16 protein-coding genes and 3 tRNA genes are annotated in these 23,395 nt (G+C 63.6%); 7 read left to right on the top strand and 12 right to left on the bottom strand.

Translation table 11 applies throughout. The features are described from left to right. The first annotated feature begins 235 nt into the window (after positions 1-235). Complete coding sequence (locus tag O6P39_RS09675; protein WP_275611122.1) at positions 236-6,520, top strand: DUF5801 repeats-in-toxin domain-containing protein; 6,285 nt, start codon at positions 236-238, stop codon at positions 6,518-6,520. 118 nt (positions 6,521-6,638) lie between these two features. Here the strand turns inward: O6P39_RS09675 and O6P39_RS09670 are convergent, their stop codons facing one another. From O6P39_RS09670 to O6P39_RS09640, 7 genes are all read right to left on the bottom strand, one after another. Then, a complete protein-coding gene (locus tag O6P39_RS09670; protein WP_275611121.1) occupies positions 6,639-7,394 on the bottom strand; it encodes a response regulator transcription factor in 756 nt (251 codons plus the stop codon). Between the two features lie 587 nt (positions 7,395-7,981). Then, positions 7,982-9,361: a TolC family protein gene (locus O6P39_RS09665; protein WP_275611120.1), complete on the bottom strand. Its 1,380-nt coding sequence runs from the start codon at positions 9,359-9,361 to the stop codon at positions 7,982-7,984. Between the two features lie 2 nt (positions 9,362-9,363). Beyond that, positions 9,364-10,677, bottom strand: coding sequence for an HlyD family type I secretion periplasmic adaptor subunit (locus O6P39_RS09660; protein WP_275611119.1), 1,314 nt, complete (start codon positions 10,675-10,677; stop codon positions 9,364-9,366). Then, a complete protein-coding gene (locus O6P39_RS09655; protein WP_275611118.1) occupies positions 10,658-12,496 on the bottom strand; it encodes a type I secretion system permease/ATPase in 1,839 nt (612 codons plus the stop codon). The genes O6P39_RS09660 and O6P39_RS09655 overlap by 20 nt, the downstream gene beginning before the upstream one ends. A 262-nt stretch (positions 12,497-12,758) precedes the next feature. After that, positions 12,759-12,834: transfer RNA gene (locus O6P39_RS09650), tRNA-Gly, on the bottom strand. Positions 12,835-12,920: 86 nt separating this feature from the next. After that, positions 12,921-12,996 (bottom strand) — tRNA-Gly (locus tag O6P39_RS09645). A gap of 2 nt (positions 12,997-12,998) precedes the next feature. Then, positions 12,999-13,074: transfer RNA gene (locus O6P39_RS09640), tRNA-Glu, on the bottom strand. A 216-nt stretch (positions 13,075-13,290) separates the two neighbouring features. Here O6P39_RS09640 and O6P39_RS09635 point away from each other — a divergent pair. Together O6P39_RS09635 and O6P39_RS09630 are read left to right on the top strand one after the other, a co-directional pair. After that, positions 13,291-14,064: a hypothetical protein gene (locus tag O6P39_RS09635; protein WP_275611117.1), complete on the top strand. Its 774-nt coding sequence runs from the start codon at positions 13,291-13,293 to the stop codon at positions 14,062-14,064. 46 nt (positions 14,065-14,110) lie between these two features. Then, positions 14,111-14,773: a glutathione S-transferase family protein gene (locus O6P39_RS09630; RefSeq protein WP_275611116.1), complete on the top strand. Its 663-nt coding sequence runs from the start codon at positions 14,111-14,113 to the stop codon at positions 14,771-14,773. Positions 14,774-14,930: 157 nt separating this feature from the next. Here the strand turns inward: O6P39_RS09630 and O6P39_RS09625 are convergent, their stop codons facing one another. After that, entirely contained in the window at positions 14,931-15,413 is a 483-nt protein-coding gene (locus O6P39_RS09625) for a GAF domain-containing protein (RefSeq protein ID WP_275611115.1), read from the bottom strand. Then, positions 15,410-16,306, bottom strand: a complete 897-nt coding sequence (locus O6P39_RS09620) for an ATP-binding protein (protein ID WP_275611114.1) — start codon at positions 16,304-16,306, stop codon at positions 15,410-15,412. Before O6P39_RS09620 ends, O6P39_RS09625 begins: the two co-directional genes overlap by 4 nt. Positions 16,307-16,417: 111 nt before the next feature. Here O6P39_RS09620 and O6P39_RS09615 point away from each other — a divergent pair, with 111 nt between their 5' ends. Then, positions 16,418-18,739 carry an ATP-binding protein gene (locus O6P39_RS09615; RefSeq protein ID WP_275611113.1) on the top strand — a complete coding sequence of 774 codons (2,322 nt, stop codon included), beginning with the start codon at positions 16,418-16,420 and terminating at the stop codon, positions 18,737-18,739. A gap of 2 nt (positions 18,740-18,741) precedes the next feature. Here the strand turns inward: O6P39_RS09615 and O6P39_RS09610 are convergent, their stop codons facing one another. From O6P39_RS09610 to msrB, 3 genes are all read right to left on the bottom strand, one after another. Beyond that, on the bottom strand, positions 18,742-19,212 hold the full coding sequence (locus O6P39_RS09610) for a MarR family transcriptional regulator (protein ID WP_275611112.1): 471 nt from the start codon (positions 19,210-19,212) through the stop codon (positions 18,742-18,744). Then, the gene (locus tag O6P39_RS09605; RefSeq protein WP_275611111.1) at positions 19,212-19,694 is read right to left on the bottom strand and encodes a glutathione peroxidase; all 483 of its coding nucleotides are present in this window, start codon (positions 19,692-19,694) and stop codon (positions 19,212-19,214) included. Before O6P39_RS09605 ends, O6P39_RS09610 begins: the two co-directional genes overlap by 1 nt. Before the next feature lie 248 nt (positions 19,695-19,942). Further along, positions 19,943-20,338: a peptide-methionine (R)-S-oxide reductase MsrB gene (msrB, locus tag O6P39_RS09600; protein ID WP_275611110.1), complete on the bottom strand. Its 396-nt coding sequence runs from the start codon at positions 20,336-20,338 to the stop codon at positions 19,943-19,945. A gap of 291 nt (positions 20,339-20,629) precedes the next feature. Here msrB and O6P39_RS09595 point away from each other — a divergent pair, with 291 nt between their 5' ends. The 3 genes from O6P39_RS09595 to htpX all read left to right on the top strand — a co-directional run bounded on the left by O6P39_RS09595 (position 20,630) and on the right by htpX (position 23,351). Further along, entirely contained in the window at positions 20,630-21,841 is a 1,212-nt protein-coding gene (locus O6P39_RS09595) for a pyridoxal phosphate-dependent aminotransferase (RefSeq protein ID WP_275611109.1), read from the top strand. Positions 21,842-21,872: 31 nt separating this feature from the next. After that, positions 21,873-22,325, top strand: coding sequence for a hypothetical protein (locus O6P39_RS09590; protein ID WP_275611108.1), 453 nt, complete (start codon positions 21,873-21,875; stop codon positions 22,323-22,325). Between the two features lie 150 nt (positions 22,326-22,475). Further along, complete coding sequence (htpX, locus tag O6P39_RS09585; RefSeq protein WP_275611107.1) at positions 22,476-23,351, top strand: protease HtpX; 876 nt, start codon at positions 22,476-22,478, stop codon at positions 23,349-23,351. The last annotated feature ends 44 nt before the right edge of the window (positions 23,352-23,395 follow it).

The following is a 23,395-nucleotide window of genomic DNA, read 5'->3' as shown; positions in this document are numbered from 1 at the left end:
GGTGTGGAAACCACCCTCGCTTTCCACCGCCCCAGCCGCTTTGCAATCAACGCTCGAGCGCCGCAAGGCATGAAGAGCGTGCCTTCGCTCGCCCCTGGCAAATAGGCCGAATCTCCCATCCCGCCTGGGAGTATCAGCCTCTGCCCAATCTCCGGCACATCTCCATAGTGGTGGTATGTGGCAGTCAAGGGCCATCGCTCCGGCCTGCCTGACAGGTACTGCCCGGGAGAGAGCCATGACCACCCGCACGAAACACACGTCCCCCACCGTCATCACCGACCAGCAAGACTATGCCCCTGGTAGCACCGCCACCATCACGGCCAGCGGCTTCGCCGCCGGCAGCACGCTGATGTTCCAGGTACAGCACGTCACGGGAGGAAGCCCCGACGGCGCGGGGCACGATCCGTGGTCCGTGACCGACGGCGGCCCCGGTGACCTCGACGGCAAGGTCAATGGCAGCGTCACCACCTCCTGGTACGTGAATCCCGACGACTCGGCCGGCGCGACGTTCCTGCTCACCGCGGCGTCCGGTGACACGGTGGCCACAGCCTCCTTTACCGACTCACCGGTCGTAGCGGCCACCGGCGTGACCGTTACCGAGGACGAGACCGCCGGGCTGCAGAATGCCACGGCCACGCCAATTCTTCCGAGCGATGCCGACGACAACGACATCCTGCTGGAAGCCCTGCCCTCGGTCTTCTCTGACCGGCTAACCGCCCTGGGAGCAGGCACCGCCATCGGCGCCGCCCTGAGCGGTTATACCGGCGCAATCGGAGACACCGGCAGCGATGCTTTCACCCTCAGTCCCTTGCCCGGCGGAAACATTACCGATGTCCGCTTCACCGACAGCGGCGGTGCGTTGCTCAATGGCCTGGACAGCGGGCTGCAGACCCTCGATGGCACCCACATCCTTCTCTATACGGATACGGACAACAACAACATCCTCGTGGGGCGAGCCGGTAGCGCGGACGGCGCGATAGTACTGGCGGCCTATATCCAGGAAACCGGATCGCCACCCACGGGCGGCAAAATCTGGACCGTGGCATACCAGCCACTCAAGCACCCGGACGCCACTGATCCCGACGATGCCCTCAACCTGGACGGCAAAGTGTTCGTCGGAACCAGCCAGGACCTGGCCTTCAGCCTGGACCATGCCCCTTCAGGACAGAACCTTTTCCTGATGTTCACCTCGGCGAATCCGACGGTAGTTGACGACGGTGGAGTTCTGCGGATCAGCGATCCCACCATCATCGCCACCGGCAAGGACCCCGCGGACCAGTCGTCGGGCGCCAACATCAACACCGGTGACACCATCAACACCAGCCAGGGTGGCGGCCCGACCACCTTTGGCACCAACAACCAGATGATCGTCGAGCAGGAAGGCATTCGCTTTACCTTCGTCACCGGCGCCCGGCAGGATGTGACCATCCCGAACCTGGATCAGAACGAAGCGGATGTTGAGGCCAACATCGACTTTACCAACGTCTTCAATACGAAGACGGCTGGTTTCGACGTCGTCCAGCTGCAAAGCGGCAAGAGTGCCGTCGTGAAGGTCAGCGCCTTCAGCACTGCGGTTGAAACTGGCGTGAACTTCATCAACGGCTATGCCGGAGACACGGCAGTTGCGATCACCAGTGTTCGCGTCATCAACATCAGCACCGGTCAGGTGATCGAGAACTCGGACGGTTCGGTGAACGACCCGACCATTGCCATCAACTTCTCGGGCGGGGTTGCCACCATCACCGGCGTCAAGGCCGGCTACAACATCGAATACACGACGACAACGAATCACAATCGCGTGCTGGTCGAGAACGGGGCGCCCATCAACGCCACGGGCAATGATCACGCCGACTTCGATATCGGTGGCTTCAAGCTGCTCAAGGTCGCCACGGCGACCGGCGAAATCGGCTCCAAGATGATCTTTGAAGACGACGGACCGTCAGCGGCAGGCACTCCCGCGACCGGCACCGTCGACGAAGATGGCCTGCCCAATGGCATCGCCGGCGGTGTCGGCGACGTGGCCGGTGAAGCCACCGTCGCCACCGGCAGCGTGAGCGGCATCTTCCAGTCCGGCGCCGATGCGCCGTTGAGCTATTCGCTGTCCACTGACACCAGCGGCTTGCAGGCACTGAGTTCCGGCGGCACGGCGCTGGTCTACAGCGTCCTGGGCAACACCCTTACCGCCACGGCCGGTGTGGGTGGCGCCACCGTCTTAACCTTCAGCCTGACCGCAACGGGTGACTACACCTTCACCCTGCTAGGCCCACTGGACCATCCGGCGGGCAATGATGAGAACGACCTCACCATCAACCTCGGCACGCTGTTGCAGGCCACCGACAAGGATGGCGATACGGTGACCGCCGCGGCCGAGAAACTGGTCATCACGGTTGACGACGACACGCCGACCGCGACCGGGTCGCCTGCGACCGGTACCGTCGACGAAGATGGCCTTCCCAATGGCATCGCCGGCGGTGTCGGCGACGTGGCCGGCGAAGCCACCGTGGCCACCGGCAGCGTGAGCGGTATCTTCCAGTCCGGCGCCGATGTGCCGCTAAGCTATGGCTTGTCCAGTGACACCAGTGCCCTCCAGGCACTGAGTTCCGGCGGTACGGCGTTAGTCTACAGCGTCGTGGGTAATACCCTCACCGCCACGGCCGGTGCGGGCGGTGCCACCGTCTTTACCTTCAGCCTCACTGCGACGGGTGATTACACCTTTACGCTGCTCGGCCCGCTGGACCACCCGGCTGGCAATGACGAGAACGACCTCACCATCAACCTCGGCACGCTGTTGCAGGCCACCGACAAGGACGGCGATACGGTCACCGCCGCAGCCGAGAAACTGGTGATCACCGTCGATGACGACACCCCGACCGCAACCGGGTCGCCTGCGACCGGTACCGTCGACGAAGACGGCCTGCCCAATGGCATCGCCGGTGGTGTCGGCGACATAGCTGGCGAAGCCACCGTTGCCAGCGGAAGCGTGACCGGCATATTCCAGTCCGGTGCCGATGTGCCGTTGAGCTATTCGCTGTCCACTGACACCAGCGGCTTGCAGGCACTGAGTTCCGGCGGCACGGCGCTGGTCTACAGCGTCCTGGGCAACACCCTTACCGCCACGGCCGGTGTGGGTGGCGCCACCGTCTTAACCTTCAGCCTGACCGCAACGGGTGACTACACCTTCACCCTGCTAGGCCCACTGGACCATCCGGCGGGCAATGATGAGAACGACCTCACCATCAACCTCGGCACGCTGTTGCAGGCCACCGACAAGGATGGCGATACGGTGACCGCCGCGGCCGAGAAACTGGTCATCACGGTTGACGACGACACGCCGACCGCGACCGGGTCGCCTGCGACCGGTACCGTCGACGAAGATGGCCTGCCCAATGGCATCGCCGGCGGTGTCGGCGACGTGGCCGGCGAAGCCACCGTGGCCACCGGCAGCGTGAGCGGTATCTTCCAGTCCGGCGCCGATGTGCCGCTAAGCTATGGCTTGTCCAGTGACACCAGTGCCCTCCAGGCACTGAGTTCCGGCGGTACGGCGTTAGTCTACAGCGTCGTGGGTAATACCCTCACCGCCACGGCCGGTGCGGGCGGTGCCACCGTCTTTACCTTCAGCCTCACTGCGACGGGTGATTACACCTTTACGCTGCTCGGCCCGCTGGACCACCCGGCTGGCAATGACGAGAACGACCTCACCATCAACCTCGGCACGCTGTTGCAGGCCACCGACAAGGACGGCGATACGGTCACCGCCGCAGCCGAGAAACTGGTGATCACCGTCGATGACGACACCCCGACCGCAACCGGGTCGCCTGCGACCGGTACCGTCGACGAAGACGGCCTGCCCAATGGCATCGCCGGTGGCGTCGGTGACGTGGCCGGTGAAGCCACCGTAGCCACCGGCAGCGTGACCGGCATCTTCCACTCCGGCGCCGATGTGCCGCTGAGCTACTCGATGTCCAGCGACACCAGCAGCTTGCAGGCACTGAGTTCCGGCGGCACCGCCCTGGTCTATGGCGTCTCGGGCAACACCCTCACCGCCACGGCCGGCGTGGGCGGCGCAACGGTGTTCACCTTCAGCCTGACCGCAGCGGGGGACTACACCTTCACCCTGCTGGGCTCGCTGGATCACCCGGCTGGCAATAACGAGAACGACATCGCCATCAACCTGGGGACGCTGCTGAAAGCCACTGACAAGGATGGCGACACGGTGACCGCCGCGGCCGAAAAACTGGTGATCACCGTCGATGACGACACCCCAACCGCCAACGGAAGTGCGGCAACCGGCACCGTCGACGAAGATGGCCTGCCCAATGGCATCGCTGGCGGAGTCGGCGACGTCCCCGGCACGGCCACCGTCGCCACCGGCAGCGTGACTGGCATCTTCCACTCCGGCGCAGATGCACCCTTGACCTACTCCCTGGGCACCGACACCAGCGGCTTGCCGGCACTGAACTCCGGCGGGGTAGCGTTGACCTACAGCGTCTCGGGCAACCTGCTCACCGCCTCGGCCGGTGCGGCCACCGTGTTCACCTTCAGCCTGAACGCGACGACAGGCGCCTACACCTTCACCCTGCTCGGCCCGCTGGATCACCCGGCCGGTAACAACGAAAACGACATCACCATCAACCTCGGCACGTTGCTCAAAGCCACCGACTTCGACGGTGATACCGTGACGGCCTCGGCGGAGAAACTGGTCATCACGGTTGACGACGACACACCGACTGCCACCGGATCTCCGGTGACCGGCACCGTCGACGAAGACGGCCTGCCGGGCGGCATCCCTGGCGGCATCGGCGACGTGGCTGGCGAGGCCACCGCGGCCAGCGGCAGCGTGACCGGCATATTCCAGTCCGGCGCCGACGTGCCGCTGACCTATGGCTTATCCAGTGACACCAGCGCCCTGCAAGCACTGAGCTCCGGCGGGGTTGCGTTGACCTACAGTGTCTCGGGCAACACCCTGACCGCCAAGGCCGGCGCAGTCGACGTGTTCACGTTGGCCCTTACCGCGGCGGGTGCCTACACCTTCACCCTGCTCGGCCCACTGGATCACCCGACCGGCAACAACGAGAACGACATCAACATCAACCTCGGCACGCTACTGCAAGCCACTGACAAGGATGGCGACACGGTAACCGCAGCGGCCGAAAAACTGGTCATCACCGTCGACGACGACACGCCGACACTGGCCTTTGGCAACCTGATCGGCACCGGCAGCATCCTTCCGCAGACCGGGTACTGGGACAAGGCGTACGGCGCCGATGGACTGGGCGCGGCCGGCCTGGACATTTCGTTGACCGGGTTCACCCTCGTCAGGCCGGACAACACGACCACCACCGGAACCGGTACGCTCGTCGAGCAGTCGCCATCGCCGGACGTCAATGGCGCGTTCCACTTCGCCGGGACCCTGACCGGTGACTTCGACAACAACGCATCAACGGCCAATACCACCGTCGACTACACGCTGACCGCCTTTGCCGACGGCAGCTACACCTTGGACCTGGTGCAGGGCTTCAGCTCGACGCTCGTGCTCAGCAGTGCTGACGGCTCGCTGGATGCCGGTGGCCCGGACCCGGTGCGCACGCTGACCATCGGCACCGAGCATGTCGTCTTCTTCGGCGCCAACCCGTTGGCTCCGCAGACCGGCGCCAACAGCATCCTGACCGGTATCGGGCTCGGGGCGACCGACCCCACCGAAGCGCAACTGCAGACCAACCCCCTGCCGTCATTCATCGGCTCGAGCGCCATGAACGTCAGCACCTCAGGCATCGGCATCGCCAACAACCTCCTGCAGGGCAACGGCACAGCCGGCATCAACGCCGGTGACGAGAGCTTCGTCGTCAACCCCGAGAGCTTGCTGACCGCCGTGAAGGTCTACATCGACAACTCGGTGCAGGGCTACAACCCCGCCACGGAAGAGCTGTACTACACCGCCTACTACGATGACGGCACGACGTCCGGTGCACCGATCAAGGTGCAAGCCGCTGACCTGCACGCGGAGGCCGGCGGACAGACGTCCTTCACCGTGCAGACGGTGGGCACCAAGCTGATCGATGCGGTACAACTCACCATGGGCAAGGGCGAAGTCAAGATCCCAACGATCGAGTTCATCAAGCAGGTCGAAAGCCTGGCCAGCGACGTCAAGCTGTCGTTCGACGCCACAGTGACCGACAAGGACGGAGATACCGCGAGCAGTTCGTTCGCCGCCAACCTGTTCGCCAACGACGGCGCCGGCGCAACCTTCCAGTACACGCTGGCGGGCACCAGCGGTGCGCGTGATGCCTTCAACGTCGATCTGTCACGCATCGAAAATACGTACCAGGTCACCGGTTTCGACGTAGCCGCCGGCCACCGGGACGCGATCGTGCTCAATGGCGACCAGGCCTCCACCTTCACGATCGACAATACCGGCGCCAACAGTGTCGTCGCGGTTCATGAGACGGGCGGACAAACCACGACCATCACCGTGGTCGGGGTCGACCTGCTCAATACCGACATCGTGCACGGCAGCGCCTGATCCATCGAGCGCACATAAAAAAAGCGAGGGTGGCGTGGAAACCACCCTCGCTTTTTTCATGACTGCAGAACGAGATTCGCGCGACGGGAACAACGTTGACCGGCGACAGGGAAGCGTCCTAGGCCCCCCGAAGGAGCTGGGTGTCCTGCCGTGAACCGCGATCCAGCTCCACCCAGGTGGACTCAGGTGACTCCTCGCCATCGGTGAGCCCGTGCTTCAACGCATACATCAGCAAGTCCATGCGATTGATCAGGTTCAGCTTCTGATAAATGCTGCTGAGGTGGTTGTGCACGGTGTGCTCGCTGATGCCCAGGTGCTCGGCGATGCTCATGTACTTGGCGGACGGGTCCTCCACGATGGCGCGAATCAGCTCCCTTTCGCGGACCGTCAGCCGTGCCTGTTTCGGCTGCTCCGGATTGCATTTCAAGTGTACGTGCCCGCTAGCGGCATAGTTCGAAAGCCCGCCAGCCCAGGCCCTGTTCAGCCCGATGTCGCGGTGGTGAACGTTGATGATGGCCTGGACGATCGACTCAGTCGGGTCTTCCGCCAGCACCACGCCACGTGCGCCCGCCTCTATCGCCTGGGCGACGGGGACCGATTCGTACAGCCCCTTGAGCACCAGCAGTTTCATTTCGGCACTGCGGGCAAGCTCCGCGACGACCTCCAGCGGGCTCAGCGCATCCGGAAAGAAGCTGAAGAAGACGACATCGGGACGCAACTGGTCGGCCAGATCCAGTGCGTAGGCATAGGTGCTGGCCTGGCCGCCGACCTCCATCTGCGGCCTTCTGGCATCGATCAGCTCATGAAGGCCCATGAGAACGAGCGGACGACAGTCGATCAGCATCACGCGTATGGTTTTCTTATGGTCAGGCATTTTCTTTCTGACCTCCTGAATGATGAATCATGGCCTCCACCCGCGAACCTTTCTGAATCAGCGATTCGTCCACCCGCCCACCGCGATTGGTGGACAGGTGCGAGCGCCGACAAGCCTTGACGATGCTCGCTCGGGTGTGGACAGCAAGGGGTTGGTGGCTCTGGGGGGCGTATCCGTCCGCTGCACCGGCGGAGGTTGCGGACGTATCCAGAGGGAGGGGGGTGCCGTCGAGACAACTTAAATGGGAATGGCTACCGCAGGCCCAGGATGTTGTTCTCCCTCGACCGGTCAACTCAGTCTAGGTCAGAGAATTCGCTTATCACTGACTCAGGCTACACGCGGGCATTCGGCCGAATGCCTCCAAGAGATGAAAAATAGAGCCTAAATATCAATGGCTTACGAATGCGTCAAGCGACCGACGGGCGCATTCTCGCACCAAGCGGAACGTCAACTAACCGACGAAAGGCGCGTCAGGAAAGAAAAATGATAATTACGTCAAATTATCGCTGAGACCTACTTCGTCGGGCCATGAGCCGCCAGGCCTGGCCAAATTCGCGAATCGTCTCCGCTGCTGAAACCTGATGGAATCAGGGGCTCATGATGTCCTGGACGGAGCGGCTGGGACTCAGCCAGCCATTCACGCTTTCGACGCTTTCGACCGGCGCTCGTCCCGCCCAGCGATTGAGGGTGAACACATTGCTGAGGAATTCGTATTGCGTCTTGAGCAGGTCACGCCGAGCGCGGAATTCGTTGCGTACCGCGGCCAGCACATCGACGGCGTTGACCATGCCGTAGGTCAGCCCCTTTTCCGCCGCCACCCGGGACAACTGCGCGGAAGACAGGGCCAAACGGCTCGCCTCGATCTTCTCGCCATTCGAATTGGCGGTCAGGTAAGCACTGGTGATCTCCTTGACCACCCGGCGTCGAATCTCTTCCCGTTGCTCCTCGGCGACCACCTGGTCCTGGTACAAGCCACGGACCCGCGCCGAGGTCGACCCGCCGCTGTATATCGGCACCTGAACGCCGACGCCGGCGACATAACTGTCCGTACGCGGCGCCAGGGCGTTGTTGTAGCCCTCGTTGGTCTGTTGCGCGCTCAGGTTCAGGCTCACGGTCGGGTAGTGCCCGCCCTTGCCACTGCGCAACGCCGCTTCCGCGGCTTCGACGCCGCTTTCGCTGGCCTTGAGCGCCGGGTTTTGCGCTATCCCCTCGCGGACCCAGGTTTCCAGGCTCTGTGCCGAAACCTGCATATGCACGTCATCGCGAACCCGGCTGAGCCGTTCCTTGACGGGCCGGCCGACGATCTCCGCCAGCGACTCGCGGCTGATGATGGCCTGGTTGCTGGCTTCCAGTTCCTGCGCCGCGAGCAGGTCCACGCGGGCCTTGAGATCGAGCTGGTCGGTCACCAGTGCTAGCTGCTTTTCGTACAACGCGGTGACCCGGTCCAGGCTTTCCTGCGTGGTCCGGCGCTCTGCCTTCACCAACTCCAGTTCATCCTCGGCCGCCAGGGCCGTGAAGTAACGCCGCGCCAACTCCACGGTGGCCTCCGCCTGGGCATCCTGGGCCGCGGATTCGGTCTGTTTGGCAAGGCTTTTGAATTTCTTGTAGTTCTCCCACGCGGCCTTGTTGTAGAGGTACTGACGCACCACCAGGCTGTAGCTCTCGGCGTCGTAACTGTCCTGCACCACATCGCTTTCCTGGCGAATCTGGTTCACCCCGGCGTTCAGCGACACCTGCGGCAGCAACGCCCCCAGGGCCTCGCGCTGGTGTTCCTGCCCCGCCTTGGCCTGCGCGAAGGAGGCCAATACCTTCGGGTCCTCCAGACGCGCCTCGCGATACAACTGCATGAGATCGGTGGAAAGCGCCGAAGCGCTGACCCCGCTCGAGGTTGCCGCAGCCGATTGCGCCAGGGCGCCGCCCGCCGCCAGCATGAACGCCCCCGCCAACAGAACTGCCGACGTGTCCATGGTCATTCCTCGATCATCGATTGAGCCAGAGCGTTGCGGGCCGGCTGCATCAGGTACTGCAGCAACGTGCGCTGTCCCGTGATGATCAACACGTCCGCCGGCATCCCCGGAACCAACTTGCGCTCACCCAAGGTGCGCACCCCGTGTTCGGTTACCCGGACCCGCGCCAGGTAGTAGGGTGTCCCGCTCTTTTCATTGACCAGGCGGTCCGCCGAGACGCTGGCGACCTCCCCTTCGATCACCGGCGTGGTCGCGGCGTTGAAGGCGCTGAAGCGGATATCGGCGCGCTTGCCGATGGCGATGCGGTCGATATCCACCGGCGGCACCTGGGCCTCGATGATCAGCTCGGAAATCGATGGAACGATGTCCAGCAGCGGCGTCCCCGGGTGCACCACACCGCCCACGGTATGCACCGTCATGCCGATCACCATGCCCGACTCGGGGGCGCGGATGACGATACGGCTGAGCCGGTCCTCCAGGGAGGAGGATTTCTCGCGCAGGTCGTAGATCTTGGTCTGGACCTCGGCCAACTGCTTGGCGACCTCGGAATTGAAGTCCTTGTCGACCTGCAGAATCTGCAACTGCGTTTCGTTGATCTGCAGGCGCGCCCGGTTGATCGTGGCGCGGTGATCGGCCACCTCGGACTTGAGCATCCCCAGCTTGCGTTCCTGCTCGACCAGGCGCTGCTTGTCGACGAACCCTTGCTTGAGCAGGTCGGACAGTTCGCTGATTTCACCGCTGTAGGATTTCTCCAGCTGGAGCTTGGCGTCGATCACCGCTTCCAACCCGCCGATCTGCTGGTTCAGCTGACCGATACGTTCGCGCAACACCGCTATCTGCCCCTGCCGCGACCCCTGCCGGGCGTTGAATACCTGGGTCTCGCTCTGGCGTGCCTCCTTGCCCCGCGTACTGGCCAGATCGGCGATCTCGCCGAAGTCGATGGCCGGCAGCGCGTCACGCTCGGCCTTGAGCCTGGCCTCCATGGCCTTGGCCGCGATCAGCTGGCTGCGGGTCATCTCGTATTCGAAGCGCAGTTGGGCATCATCGAGCACGATCAGCGGATCATCCCGTTTGACGATGTCGCCGTCATGCACCAGCACTTCCTTGACGATGCCGCCTTCAAGGTGCTGGACCGTCTTGCGGTAGGTCTGCACGGTGACCACGCCGGGCGCGTAAACGGCCCCGTCGAGCGGCGCGAGGGCCGCCCAGGTGCCGAACAGGCCGAAAGTCACCCCGACGATGACAAGGCCCAGGCGGCGGATCTTGCGATCCGATGTCGGCAGGTCGGCGAAGCTTTCAATTTGACGACTGGGCATCGTGGTCGTCCTTGCCGGTATCAACCGGAGCAATGCTGGCGCCCGCGGGCATGACGCGCTGATGGACCTGCTGAACCTGTTGCTGCGCTTGTTGCTGAGCCTGCTGCTGCGCTTGCTGCGCCTGCTGTTGCACCTGCAACTGCTTTGCGTTGAGTTCGGCCAGCACTTGGTCGCGCGCCCCATAGAGCGTGATGATTCCATCGTTCATCAGCATGAGCCGGTCGAGTTGCGAGACGATGTTGGTACGGTGGGTAATGACGAACAGGGTCGCGCCGGTCTGCTTGAGCTGCTGGATGGCCGCGGCCAGAGCGCGGTCGCCGACATCGTCGAGATTGGAGTTGGGCTCATCGAGTACGATCAGCCGCGGGTTGCCATACAGGGCCCGGGCAAGCCCGATGCGCTGGCGCTGCCCTCCCGACAGCATGAGACCCTCGCTGCCGATGACGGTGTCGTAGCCATCGGGCAGCAGCAGGATCATTTCGTGAACCCCCGCCATCCTGGCCGCCTGGATGACCTTCTCGGAATCGACGTCGGCGAAGCGGGCGATGTTCTCGCCAACGCTGCCTTCGAACAGCTCGATGTCCTGGGGCAGGTAGCCGATATGCGGCCCGAGCGCGTGTTTGTCCCAGGTGCTGATGTCCGCGCCATCGAGCCGGACCACCCCATGCTGCGGCGCCCATACCCCCATGAGCGCCCTGACCAGGGTCGACTTGCCGGCGGCGCTGGGGCCGATGATGCCCACCACGCAACCGGCGGGCACGCTGAAACTGATGTTCTTGATGATCGGGGTTTTCGAGCCGGGCGCCGTGACAACCAGATTCTCGACCTGCATATGGCCCTGCGGCGCCGGCAGCGGCATCCGCTCGGGTTGCGCCTGCAGTCTTTCGAGCACACCGTTCAGGCGGCTGTACTGCGAGCGCGCCGAAATGAAGCCCTTCCAACTGCCGATGAGCAGATCGATGGGGGCCAGCGCGCGCCCCAGCAGCACGGCCCCGGCGAACACCATGCCCGCCCCCACCTGATGGTCCACCGCCAGGTAGGCCCCCAGCCCCAGCACCAGGGATTGCACGAGGAGCCGGAAGGTCCGGGAAAGCGTACTGACCATGGCGCCCTTGTCGCTCGCCAGGGACTGCAGCAGCAGAACGTTTCTTTGCCGCTGCCCCCAACGGTCCATCAGGGTTTCCAGCATGCCCATGGACTCGATGACTTCGGCGTTGCGCAAGTTCTTGGTGGTATAGAGCGTCGCCCCGATGTGCTCCTTGTTGGCCTGGGCCAGCGCAGGGGCCGTCAGCTTTTCATTGACGTAGGCGAGCACCAGCAGCAGCAAGGCGCTGGCCGTCGCCACCCAGCCAAACCAGGGATGGAACAGGAACATCACCGCGATATAGATCGGCAGCCAGGGCGCGTCGAAAAAGGCGAACAGGCCACTGCCGGTGAGGAACTGGCGCAAGCCCGTCAAATCATTGAGCGACTGCGCCGAGGCATCCATGCCACCGCTGTCCAGGGCCCGTCTGAAACTGGCCTTGTAGACCTGGCGGCTGAGCAGCACGTCCAGCCGGGTACTGACCCGGACCATGATGCGCGAACGAACCCACTCCAAAGAGCCCAGCGTGATCACCAGCACGGTCATGATCAGCGTCAGCATGGCCAGAGTCGTCAGGCTGCCGCTGGTGATCACCCGCCCATACACCTGGAGCATATAGAAGGTGGGAACGAGCATCAGCGCATTGATGAACAGGCTGAAAAAGCCAACGGAAAGGAAGCTCTCGCGACAGGCTTTCAATGCGCTCTTGAGATTTTCTTCGGGGGTGCTTCGCATGGAAACCTCTGCTCGCGAGAGGCCAACGTTTGTGGAGCTTAGATCACGCTGGAAGACTCCGTACGGCAAATGGCCATTTGCCATGGATCACACGAACGTCCCGCCATCACAGAGCGCTCAAATGACCGCAGGAGCGCCGACGCCCAGGCGACGAGCGGTAACGAAAAAGCCCGCGTAATGCGGGCTTTTTCATGGGGAATCGCGAATTAATTTTCGGACGCACAAACGAAAACACCGCCCCATAAGGGCGGTGTTTCGATTTTGGAGCGGGAAACGAGACTCGAACTCGCGACCCCGACCTTGGCAAGGTCGTGCTCTACCAACTGAGCTATTCCCGCATCAACTTTTTGCAACCTTCAGCTTTCGCCGAAGGGTAACGCCATTTCATCTTTCGGTTACCGCCGTTGGGCGATAATCGAGAATTTGGAGCGGGAAACGAGACTCGAACTCGCGACCCCGACCTTGGCAAGGTCGTGCTCTACCAACTGAGCTATTCCCGCAATGGCGTCCCCTAGGGGACTCGAACCCCTGTTACCGCCGTGAAAGGGCGGTGTCCTAGGCCACTAGACGAAGGGGACGCGGCCCGGAACTTACAACATCTTTCCGACTTCTTCGCTTTGCGTTTCCGCGTTTCGCGTCGAAGTGGCGCGCATTCTATGGACCCTTTGAGGGGTCGTCAACCCTCAGAAGAAAATATTTTTAAATCAAAGACTTCTGGGTAAAAAGCGAGCAGCTGCTATCAGCGCTAGCACTAAGACATTACACTCGCGAAAAAACCCTCGGGAGCTTTCCAGGTGTCGCCACTCGTCATTACCGTCCTGGTCCTCGTCGGCATCGCCCTGCTGATTGCCATCGGCTACATCAACCATCTGGTCGAGAACCGCAAGCTGGAACAGGCCCGGCAGAAAGCCGACCTGCTCGACCGCTCCCGGCGCTGCGCCGATATCTCCGAGTCCATGCCCGGCCAGTTCATGTCCCCGGCGCTGAAACTGCTGCTCAGCCGTATGGAGCTGAGCCTGGGCGAACGCCTGCTGGCGGTGGACAAGCAGAATACCCAGATAAAGGAGCGCATCGCCGAACTGCGACCGCTCATCGCCCAGGGCGAGTCGATTGCCGTGCGCAATGCGCCGCAGGCCATCCTCACCGAAGCCAAGGCCAAGGACGTCCGCTTCCTCTTCGAAGCCCTGCACGCGCAGATTACCCGCAGCGCCCAGGACGGCCTGCTGGCACGCAACGATGCCCAGCAGTGGGTGAAGGAAATCCGCCACCTGCTCGCCCTTCTGCATATCGAGTTCTTCGGCAACCTCGGCCAACAGGCCCTGCAACAGGGTCAACCGGGCCAGGCACGGCTGGCCTTCGAGCGCGGCGTCCAGTATCTGCGCAAGCAGCAGGACGTCGGCCGCTACCAGGCGCAACTGCAACAGCTGGAGAACCAGTTGGCCCGCGCCAACGCAATGGTGCTGGAGAACACCCGGCCCGCCGTCGACGACGACAGCGCGTTGAACGATGGCCTCAAGGCCCTCGACGACGACGATCTGTGGAAGAAGAAGAACCTTTACGACGATTGATGCGTCGAACCTGCATATCCGGCCACCTACGCCCCAGGAGCCCTCCATGAGTCTCGTAGTCTTCGGCGCCCCGCTCTCCCCCTTCGTCCGCAAGGTCCGCCTGTTCTGTGCCGAGAAAGGCCTGGACTACCAGCTGGAGAACGTCAATCCGTTCAACCAGCCCGACTGGTACCGCGAACTCAACCCGCTGCGCCGCGTGCCGGCGATCCGCGACGGCGACTTCACCCTCGCCGACTCCAGCGTCATCTGCCATTACCTGGAAGACCGCGACCCGCAGCGCGCCCCGCTGTGCGGCGAGACTCCGCAGGCCAAGGCGCGCATCCGCTGGCTGGAAAAGTACGCCGACTACGAAGTCGCGCCGCTCGCCACCTTCACCGTGTTCCGCAACCGCCTGCTCAAACCGCTGATGGGCAAGCTGTGCGACGAAGCGGCGGTCAAGGGTGCGATGCAGGAGAAGCTACCGGAGCATTTCGACTACCTGGAAAAATGCCTGGGCGCGAACGATTTCTTCGTCGACAACCGTTTCAGCCTCGCCGACATCGCCATCGCCAGCCAGCTGGTGAACATGCGCCACGGCGGAGAGGAGCTGGACACCCAGCGCTGGCCGGTCCTGGCCGCGCACTTCCAGCGCATCGCCAGCCGCCCCACCCTGGCCGCCATCCTCCAGGGCGAGCAGCAGATCATTGCCAAGATCCTGGCCAAGCGCTGATCGGCCTGCCAGATGAGCAGGTGATGGGCTCCTGTAGGAGCGGATTCATCCGCGATCCGGCCGGCGGACCGGTAGAAGAGCATCGCGGACAGAGTCCCCCCTACGAACGCTCATGAAAAAGCCCCGCAAATGCGGGGCTTTTTCATGAGGCTGCGAATCAGCAGTCGGTCAGGCGCAGGAAGATCGCTACCAGGCGCTCGATGCCAGCCTGGTCGACTTCACTGAAGCGGCCGACGCTGGGGCTGTCCAGGTCCAGCACTCCGATCAGGCGGCCGTCCTTCACCAGCGGCACCACCAACTCGCTGTTGGAGGCACTGTCGCAGGCGATATGGCCGGGGAAAGCATGCACATCCTCGACCCGCTGGGTCTCGCGGGTACGCGCCGCCGCACCGCACACGCCCTTGCTGAAGGGAATGCGCACACAGGCAACCTTGCCCTGGAACGGGCCGAGCACCAGTTCCTCGTTGCGATTGAGGTAGAAGCCGGCCCAGTTCAGGTCCGGCAGTTCGTTGAACAGGAATGCCGAGAACTGTGCGGCATTGGCGATGAAGTCGCGCTCGTCGGCGAACAGCGACTCCGCCTGCGCGGCCAGCAATTCATAGCCATCCAGGCCGGCACCGGCCTGTTGCAGATCGATCATGGGGTATCTCCTTCCAGCAGTTGGCGGCCCACCCAGTAGCGGGCGAATTGGTAGGCGCAGCGGCCATTGCGATTGCCGCGCCCGAGAGCCCAGCGGATGGCCTCTTTCTCCAGCGCTTCGTCCCAGCTCCAGCGGGTCAGACCGGATTTGCGCGCCAACGCCTCGATCCAGTGGCGGACCACGCTGAGGAAGTGTTCCTGGGTGAAGGGATAGAAAGAGAGCCACAGGCCGAAGCGGTCGGACAGGGCGATCTTGTCCTCCACCGCTTCGTTGGGATGCAGTTCGCCGTCGACCATCTGCCAGTTCTCGTTGTCACTCTGTTTTTCCGAGACCAGATGGCGGCGATTGGAGGTGGCGTACAGCAGCACGTTGTCCGGCGCCTGCTCCAGCGAACCGTCGAGCACGCTCTTGAGCACGCGGTAGTCGCCCTCGCCGGCATCGAACGAGAGGTCGTCGCAGAACAGCACGAAGCGCTGCGGCAGGCCATGCAGTTGCTCGACCACGCGCGGCAAGTCAGCCAGGTGATCGCGTTCGATCTCGATCAGGCGCAGCCCGTCGCCGGCCAGTTCGGCCAGCAACGCGCGCACCAGCGAGGACTTGCCCGTGCCCCGCGCGCCCCACAGCAAGGCGTGGTTGGCGGGCTTGCCGGCGACGAACTGGCGGGTGTTGCGCGCCAACTGGTCGCGCTGCGTGTCGACGCCCAGCAGGTCGTCCAGGCGCAGGTCGAGGCTGACTTCCAGCGGCTGCAGGTAACCGCTGCGCCCATCGCGGTGCCAGCGCGCGGCCAGGCTGCGCGGCCAGTCGACGGGTGCGCGCAATGCCGGCAGCAATGGCTCCAGGCGCGCCAGCACCGACTCGGCGCGCGCGAGAAAATCATTCAGACGAGAATCCATGCGGGTCTCCACGGATCATTCGGGGTTCGGCCACAGGCTATGCCGACAGACGGTTCCGATGGGCTATGCTACGGCGCAGAAAAGCTTTCGCGAGGCGATGCTCCGCACTCCATGGATATTGCGCTCACCCATCGCCTCTCGTTCAAGCAGGCCAGCCTGACCGTGCTGGTGGCCTTCCTGCTGGGGACGCTGCTCAGCCTTATCCAGGTTGGCGTCGATTATGCCAGCCAGGACGCCTCCATCAACCGCGAAGTTCGCGCCCTGCTGGACGTCAGCCACAACCCCGCCGCCCGCATCGCCTACAACATTGACGCCGAACTGGCCCAGGAACTGGTGGTCGGCCTGTTGCGCTCGCCGGCGGTGATCCGCGCCGAGATCATCGACAACGCCGGTACGCCCCTGGCCAGTGCCAACCGGCCGCTCGCGCAGAGCCATCTGCGTGGTCTGAGCGACTTTCTCTTCGGTGAGCAGCGCAGCTACGAAGAGCCGCTGTTCGTCGATCACGCGCCGACCGAGTCGCTCGGCGTGCTGCGCCTGGAGATCGACACCTTCGTGTTCGGCAACGACTTCCTGCGTCGGGCCGGCATGACCTTCATCTCCGGCTTCATCCGCAGCCTGCTGCTGTCACTGATCCTGCTGGTGCTGTTCTACGGGCTGCTGACCAAGCCGCTGGTGAGCCTGATCGACGCCCTCAGCCGTCACGATCCCCGCTCGCCCTCGCGTCTGCGTCTGCCCTGCCCGAGCGGCCATGAGCACGACGAGATCGGTGTGCTGGTGGAGGTCACCAACCGCCAGCTCAATCGCATCTCGGTGGAAATGGAACAGCGGCGCGAAGCCGAGGACCGCCTCACCCAGTACCTGGAAGAACTGGAAAGCATCGTCGCGGCGCGCACCGCCGAGCTGAAGGCCGCGAACGCACGCCTCACCCTGTCCAACCAGGAGCTGGAACAGGCCCGGCAGACCGCGCTGGCCATGGCCCAGGCCCGCGGCAGCTTCCTGGCCAATATGAGCCACGAGATCCGCACCCCTCTCAACGGCCTGCTGGGGATGCTCGGTCTGGCCCTGGACGGCCCGCTGACCACCGAACAGCGCCAGCAGCTGTCCATCGCCCACGACTCGGGCAAGGTGCTGCTGGAGCTGCTCAACGACGTGCTCGACCTGTCCAAGTTCGAGGCCGGCCAACTGGAGCTGGAGCGAATCCCCTTCGACCTGGGCACCCTGGTGGAAGACACCGCCAGCCTGCTGTCGCAGAATGCCGCGCCCGCCGTGGAGCTCACCTGCCTGATCAGCTCGAAGTTGCCGGCACAACACGCAGGGGACCCGACGCGGGTGCGCCAGGTGGTGAGCAACCTGCTGTCCAATGCCCTGAAGTTCACCCGCCTGGGGCGCGTCGACATCTGCGTCGAGCCCCAAGGCAACGGCGTACGCATCAGCGTGCGCGACACCGGCATCGGCATCGCCCCCGAAGCCCTGCAGAAGATCTTCCAGCCCTTCACCCAGGCCGACGCTGGCATCGCCCGCCAGTACGGCGGCACGGGCCTGGGCCTGGCGCTGACGCGCAAGCTGTGCGAGGCGATGAAGGGCGAACTGGTGGTGAAGTCCGAGCCCGGATTCGGCAGCGAATTCATCGCCACCCTTCCGCTGCCGGCGCTGGAACCCGCCCAGTCGCTGCCCCCGCTGAATGGCCGGCTGATCGTGCAATGCGCCGCCAGCAGCGGCCTGGCGACATTACTGGAACACTGGCTGCCGCACTGGAATGTCGAGTACCAGCGCCTGGACATCGACGCGAGCCTGGCCGGCATGACGCTGGACGCGCTGCTCTCGGATTGCCCGGACTGCCTGATCACCCTGCGCCGGCACGTGGCCAAGCCCGTCCTGCTGGTCACCGCCTACGGCAACTTCCTCGAACAGCCGCTGGCCCAGAGCCTGGCGCCCTTGCGCCAGCTGGCCCGGCCGTTATCGCGGGAAGTGCTGTACCAGGCCCTCAAGCAGGCGTTCGAACATCAACCGCTGCCGGTTCCTTCCGACGCCGGCACCACGCCGGCGGAGCGCTTCTCGGCGCGGGTGCTGCTGGTGGAGGACAACCCAGTCAACCAGTTGGTGGCCAAGGGCTTGCTGCAGAAACTCGGCTGCATCGTGGCCGTCGCCACTAACGGTGAAGAGGCACTGGCACAACTGGGCGATGGTACCTTCGACCTGGTGCTGATGGACTGCAACATGCCCGTGATGGATGGCTACCAGGCCACCCAGGCAATTCGCGAAAGCGGACGCTGGCCGGGCCTGCCGGTCATCGCCCTGACCGCCAACGTCCTGCCGGACGAGCGCGAGCGCTGCCGCGCCGCCGGCATGGACGACTACCTGGCCAAGCCTTTCCACCGCGACGAACTGGCGGCGATCCTGGAGCGCTGGGTGGATCACCGCCCGCGCAGCTGAGTTCAGCCTTCCAGCTTCATCAGCTGCGCCAGCAGCGAATCCAGTTGGTGGCGCAGGCCGTCGGTGACGCTCAGGTCCAGGCCGCTGCGGCACAACAGGTCCTCGCGCAGCGGCAGTACCTTGTCGCGCAGGGCGATGCCCGGCAGGGTCAGCCCGAGATGCACTTCCCGCTCGTCATGCCGGGCCCGGCGCCGCTCGACCAGACCCAGTTGCTCCAGGCGCTTGAGCAATGGCGTCAGGGTGCCGGAATCGAGCATCAGCCGCTCTCCCAGCGCCTTCACCGACGGCTGCTCCGGCGGTTCGGCCTGCCATTCCCAGAGCACCAGCATGGCCAGGTACTGCGGGTAGGTCAGGCCGAGGGCGTCGAGCATCGGCCGGTAGCCGCGGATCACCGCGCGGGACACGGCATACAGGCGGAAGCACAGCTGGTTGTCCAGCTGCAGCTCCACCGGCAGGGATACAGCGTCTTTCATCACAGCAGCGCTTCGATCTCGGCGGACAGTTGCTCGGGCTTGGTGGTCGGGGCAAAACGCTTGACCACCTTGCCGTCCTTGCCGATCAGGAACTTGGTGAAGTTCCACTTAATGCCCTGGCTGCCCAGCAGCCCCGGCGCGCGCTTCTTCAGTTGCACGTAGAGCGGGTGGGCGTCGGCGCCGTTGACGTCGATCTTCTTGAACAGCGGGAAGCTGACGCCGAAGTTCAGCTCGCAGAACTGGGTAATCTCCCCTTCATTGCCCGGCTCCTGCTTGCCGAACTGGTTGCAGGGGAAGCCGAGCACCACCAGGCCCTTGTCCTTGTACTGTCGCCACAGGGATTCCAGGCCCTTGTACTGCGGGGTAAAGCCGCACTGGCTGGCGGTGTTCACCACCAGCAGCGCCTTGCCGCCGAAATCGGCGAGGGTCTTCTGTTCGCCCTTGATGGTGGTCACGGGAATGTTCAGCAGTGCGTCGCTCATCAGGTGTGGCTCCGGCGGGAAGTGGGAAATTAAAGGATAGTGATCAATTAAATTGCATGCAATTCAATTGATCACGAATCATCTAGCGAATGACCTGCTATCAGATCCGCACCGATGCCACTTGTAGGAGCGAGCTTGCTCGCGAACGGTCTTTCTGGCGGCAATGGTGCTGGGCGGGTTCGCGAGCAAGCTCGCTCCTACGAAGAGCCCCAAAAAAGAAAAGGCCCGCCGGATGGCGGGCCTTGGGGTCACTCTTTCGGCACCAGTTTCAAGGACGCCGAATTGATGCAGTAACGCAGCCCGGTCGGCCGCGGGCCATCGGGGAAGACATGGCCCAGGTGCGCGTCGCACTTGCCGCAGCGCACTTCGATGCGATGCATGCCATGGCTGAAGTCCTCCAGCTCGCGCACCACCTCGCCGTTCACCGGCTGGAAGTAGCTCGGCCAGCCGCTGCCCGAATCGTACTTGGCGTCGGAGTCGAACAGCGCCGTACCGCAGCAAACGCAGTGGTAGATGCCGGGCGTCTTGGTGTCGTGGTATTCGCCGGTGAAGGCACGCTCGGTGCCACCCAGCCGGCAGATGTGGAACTGCTCGTCGGTGAGTTCGTCGCGCCAGGATTCCAGGGGCTTTTCCAGCTTTTCCATCGATCTGCCTCCATTAATGGAAAAAATGCCCGATGCCTCCTTTTCCGGGAATCGGGCCGCACGTATGATGCGCGTGGTTAACGTCAGGTTCAGAATCTGCCGCACAGAGACATTCTCGCGATAGAAAAGCCTTAAAAACTCTACTTTTTCGAGAAATCCACTGTTTTCCTGTCGATTTTCAGGGTCGACACCAGGGAAAAGCACTTCCGAACCGCTCATTTGACGCCAGTCTGTCACCCGCGTTACAGCCTGCCAAGTTGCTGGCCGCGGACTATTTCGGAATCCCAGATCATGCAGGTCACCAAATCGAACAAGCTCGCCAACGTCTGCTACGACATTCGCGGGCCCGTGCTCAAGCACGCCAAACGCCTGGAAGAGGAAGGCCACCGCATCCTCAAGCTGAACATCGGCAACCCGGCGCCGTTCGGTTTCGAGGCACCGGACGAAATCCTCCAGGACGTGATCCGCAACCTGCCTACCGCCCAGGGCTACAGCGACTCCAAGGGCCTGTTCAGCGCGCGCAAGGCGGTGATGCAGTACTACCAGCAGAAGCAGGTGGAAGGTGTCGGCATCGAGGACATCTACCTGGGCAACGGCGTCTCCGAGCTGATCGTGATGGCCCTGCAGGCGCTGCTCAACAACGGTGACGAGGTGCTGATCCCGGCGCCGGACTACCCGCTGTGGACCGCCTCCGTGGCTCTCGCTGGCGGCAAGCCGGTGCACTACCTGTGCGACGAGCAGGCCGGCTGGTTCCCCGACATCGCCGACATGAAGGCCAAGATCACCAGCAACACCAAGGCCCTGGTGCTGATCAACCCGAACAACCCAACCGGCGCGGTATACTCCCGCGAAGTGCTGCTGGACATCGTCGAACTGGCGCGCCAGCACAACCTGGTGATCTTCTCCGACGAGATCTACGACAAGATCCTCTATGACGAGGCCCAGCACATTTCCACCGCCTCGCTGGCGCCGGACGTGCTCTGCCTGACCTTCAACGGCCTGTCCAAGTCCTACCGCGTGGCCGGCTTCCGCTCCGGCTGGATCGCCATTTCCGGTCCCAAGCACAAGGCGCAGAGCTACATCGAGGGCCTGGATATCCTGGCCAACATGCGCCTGTGCGCCAACGTGCCGAGCCAGCACGCGATCCAGACCGCGCTGGGCGGCTACCAGAGCATCAACGACCTGGTCCTGCCCGGCGGGCGCCTGCTGGAGCAGCGCAACCGCGCCTGGGAACTGCTCAACGACATCCCCGGCGTCAGCTGCGTGAAACCCATGGGCGCGCTCTACGCCTTCCCGCGCATCGACCCCAAGGTCTGCCCGATCCACAACGACGAGAAATTCGTCCTCGACCTGCTGCTTTCCGAGAAGCTGCTCATCGTTCAGGGCACCGCCTTCAACTGGCCCTGGCCGGATCACTTCCGGGTGGTTACCCTGCCCCGTGTCGATGACCTGGAACAGGCCATTGGCCGTATCGGCAACTTCCTGAAAAGCTATCGCCAATAAATCATCGCCAGTGACTCCCAGCGCATAATAAATGGACCTGCAGATCGACGACTTCTACAAGGATGCCGCTTCCGGCCTGCTGACCCTCTACCAGGCCTTCCCGCGCAAGATCGCCCTCTACGTCGAGGATCTGATCGGCCGGGAAGAGCCTGACGAGTTCGGCCTGCCCAGCACTCGCCACCAGAGTTGCCTGGGCGCGCTGCTGTGGCTGGCCGAGGAAGGCTACGTGCGCTTCGACGCAACCATTCGTTACGAAGCATTGGACCAGGCGGTGCTCAGCGAAAAGGCCTTCCTGCGCCTGACCCGCATCGTCCCCCACGCGGTACGCAGCGACGAGAACTTGCCGCCCAGTGTGCGCCGCGACCAGGCCTCGCTGGCCAACCAGCTGCGCGAGGCCCTCGCCAGCCGTCACAGTGACCGCATCGCACGCTTGACCCGTCTACTCTTCGAGAGTGATCTCGGACGCCCAAGCGACACAGTTTGAAATAGTCCCCGAGTTGAATCGCCTCGGGGGCAACCGTATATACCCCGCATACTATTCAGTGATCCTGGGTCCTGCTGTGCCCGGCGATCCGGAAAGCCGCGCTCCCAAGCGGTTTTCCCCTAATCCAGCCGTGAGGAGAAGCTTTACGCCATGATGCGCATCCTGTTGTTCCTGGCCACCAACCTGGCAGTTCTGGTGATCGCCAGCATCACCCTGAAACTGCTCGGCGTGGACCGATTCACCGGCCAGAATTACGGTAGCCTTCTGATTTTCTGTGCCGTCTTCGGCTTCGCCGGCTCCCTGGTTTCGCTGTTCATCTCCAAGTGGATGGCGAAGATGAGCACCGGCACCGAGATCATCAGCCAGCCGCGCACCCGCCACGAACAGTGGCTGCTGCAGACTGTGGAAGAGCTGTCCCGCGAAGCCGGCATCAAGATGCCGGAAGTGGGCATCTTCCCCGCCTACGAAGCCAACGCCTTCGCCACCGGCTGGAACCGCAACGACGCGCTGGTCGCGGTCAGCCAGGGCCTGCTGGAGCGCTTCTCGCCTGAAGAAGTCAAAGCCGTGCTGGCTCACGAGATCGGCCACGTGGCCAATGGCGACATGGTGACCCTGGCGCTGATCCAGGGCGTGGTGAACACCTTCGTGATGTTCTTCGCGCGCATCTTCGGCAACTTCGTCGACAAGGCCATCCTGAAGAACGAAGACGGCCCGGGCATTGGCTACTTCGTTGCGACCATCTTCGCCGAACTGGTCCTGGGTATCCTCGCCAGCATCATCGTCATGTGGTTCTCGCGCAAACGCGAATACCGCGCCGACGAGGCCGGCGCCCGCCTGGCCAGCAGTGGCGCGATGATTGCCGCCCTGCAACGCCTGCGCGCCGAACAAGGTGTGCCGGTGCAGATGCCCGACTCGCTGCAGGCCTTCGGCATCAACGGCAACCTCAAGCACGGCCTCGCCGGCCTGTTCATGAGCCACCCGCCGCTGGAAGACCGCATCGAAGCCCTGCGCGCCGCCGCTCGCTAAGGCTCGACATGAAACGAAAAAGGGCGACCCTCGGGTCGCCCTTT

Origin of the sequence: Pseudomonas sp. PSE14 (assembly GCF_029203285.1) — a bacterium.
Lineage (GTDB): Bacteria > Pseudomonadota > Gammaproteobacteria > Pseudomonadales > Pseudomonadaceae > Pseudomonas.
Note: the sequence above shows the minus strand (reverse complement) of the source record. Positions and strands in the feature narration are given on the sequence as shown.

Bases quoted from the DNA above. Each gene is read 5' to 3' on its own strand.
- O6P39_RS09660 (WP_275611119.1), bottom strand. From the start codon at position 10,677: ATGCCCAGTCGTCAAATTGAAAGCTTCGCCGACCTGCCGACATCGGAT.
- O6P39_RS09595 (WP_275611109.1), top strand. From the start codon at position 20,630: ATGCAGGTCACCAAATCGAACAAGCTCGCCAACGTCTGCTACGACATT.
- O6P39_RS09615 (WP_275611113.1), top strand. From the start codon at position 16,418: ATGGATATTGCGCTCACCCATCGCCTCTCGTTCAAGCAGGCCAGCCTG.
- O6P39_RS09620 (WP_275611114.1), bottom strand. From the start codon at position 16,306: ATGGATTCTCGTCTGAATGATTTTCTCGCGCGCGCCGAGTCGGTGCTG.
- O6P39_RS09665 (WP_275611120.1), bottom strand. From the start codon at position 9,361: ATGGACACGTCGGCAGTTCTGTTGGCGGGGGCGTTCATGCTGGCGGCG.
- O6P39_RS09675 (WP_275611122.1), top strand. From the start codon at position 236: ATGACCACCCGCACGAAACACACGTCCCCCACCGTCATCACCGACCAG.
- msrB (WP_275611110.1), bottom strand. From the start codon at position 20,338: ATGGAAAAGCTGGAAAAGCCCCTGGAATCCTGGCGCGACGAACTCACC.
- htpX (WP_275611107.1), top strand. From the start codon at position 22,476: ATGATGCGCATCCTGTTGTTCCTGGCCACCAACCTGGCAGTTCTGGTG.
- O6P39_RS09625 (WP_275611115.1), bottom strand. From the start codon at position 15,413: ATGATCGATCTGCAACAGGCCGGTGCCGGCCTGGATGGCTATGAATTG.
- O6P39_RS09590 (WP_275611108.1), top strand. From the start codon at position 21,873: ATGGACCTGCAGATCGACGACTTCTACAAGGATGCCGCTTCCGGCCTG.
- O6P39_RS09610 (WP_275611112.1), bottom strand. From the start codon at position 19,212: ATGAAAGACGCTGTATCCCTGCCGGTGGAGCTGCAGCTGGACAACCAG.
- O6P39_RS09630 (WP_275611116.1), top strand. From the start codon at position 14,111: ATGAGTCTCGTAGTCTTCGGCGCCCCGCTCTCCCCCTTCGTCCGCAAG.
- O6P39_RS09670 (WP_275611121.1), bottom strand. From the start codon at position 7,394: ATGCCTGACCATAAGAAAACCATACGCGTGATGCTGATCGACTGTCGT.
- O6P39_RS09605 (WP_275611111.1), bottom strand. From the start codon at position 19,694: ATGAGCGACGCACTGCTGAACATTCCCGTGACCACCATCAAGGGCGAA.
- O6P39_RS09655 (WP_275611118.1), bottom strand. From the start codon at position 12,496: ATGCGAAGCACCCCCGAAGAAAATCTCAAGAGCGCATTGAAAGCCTGT.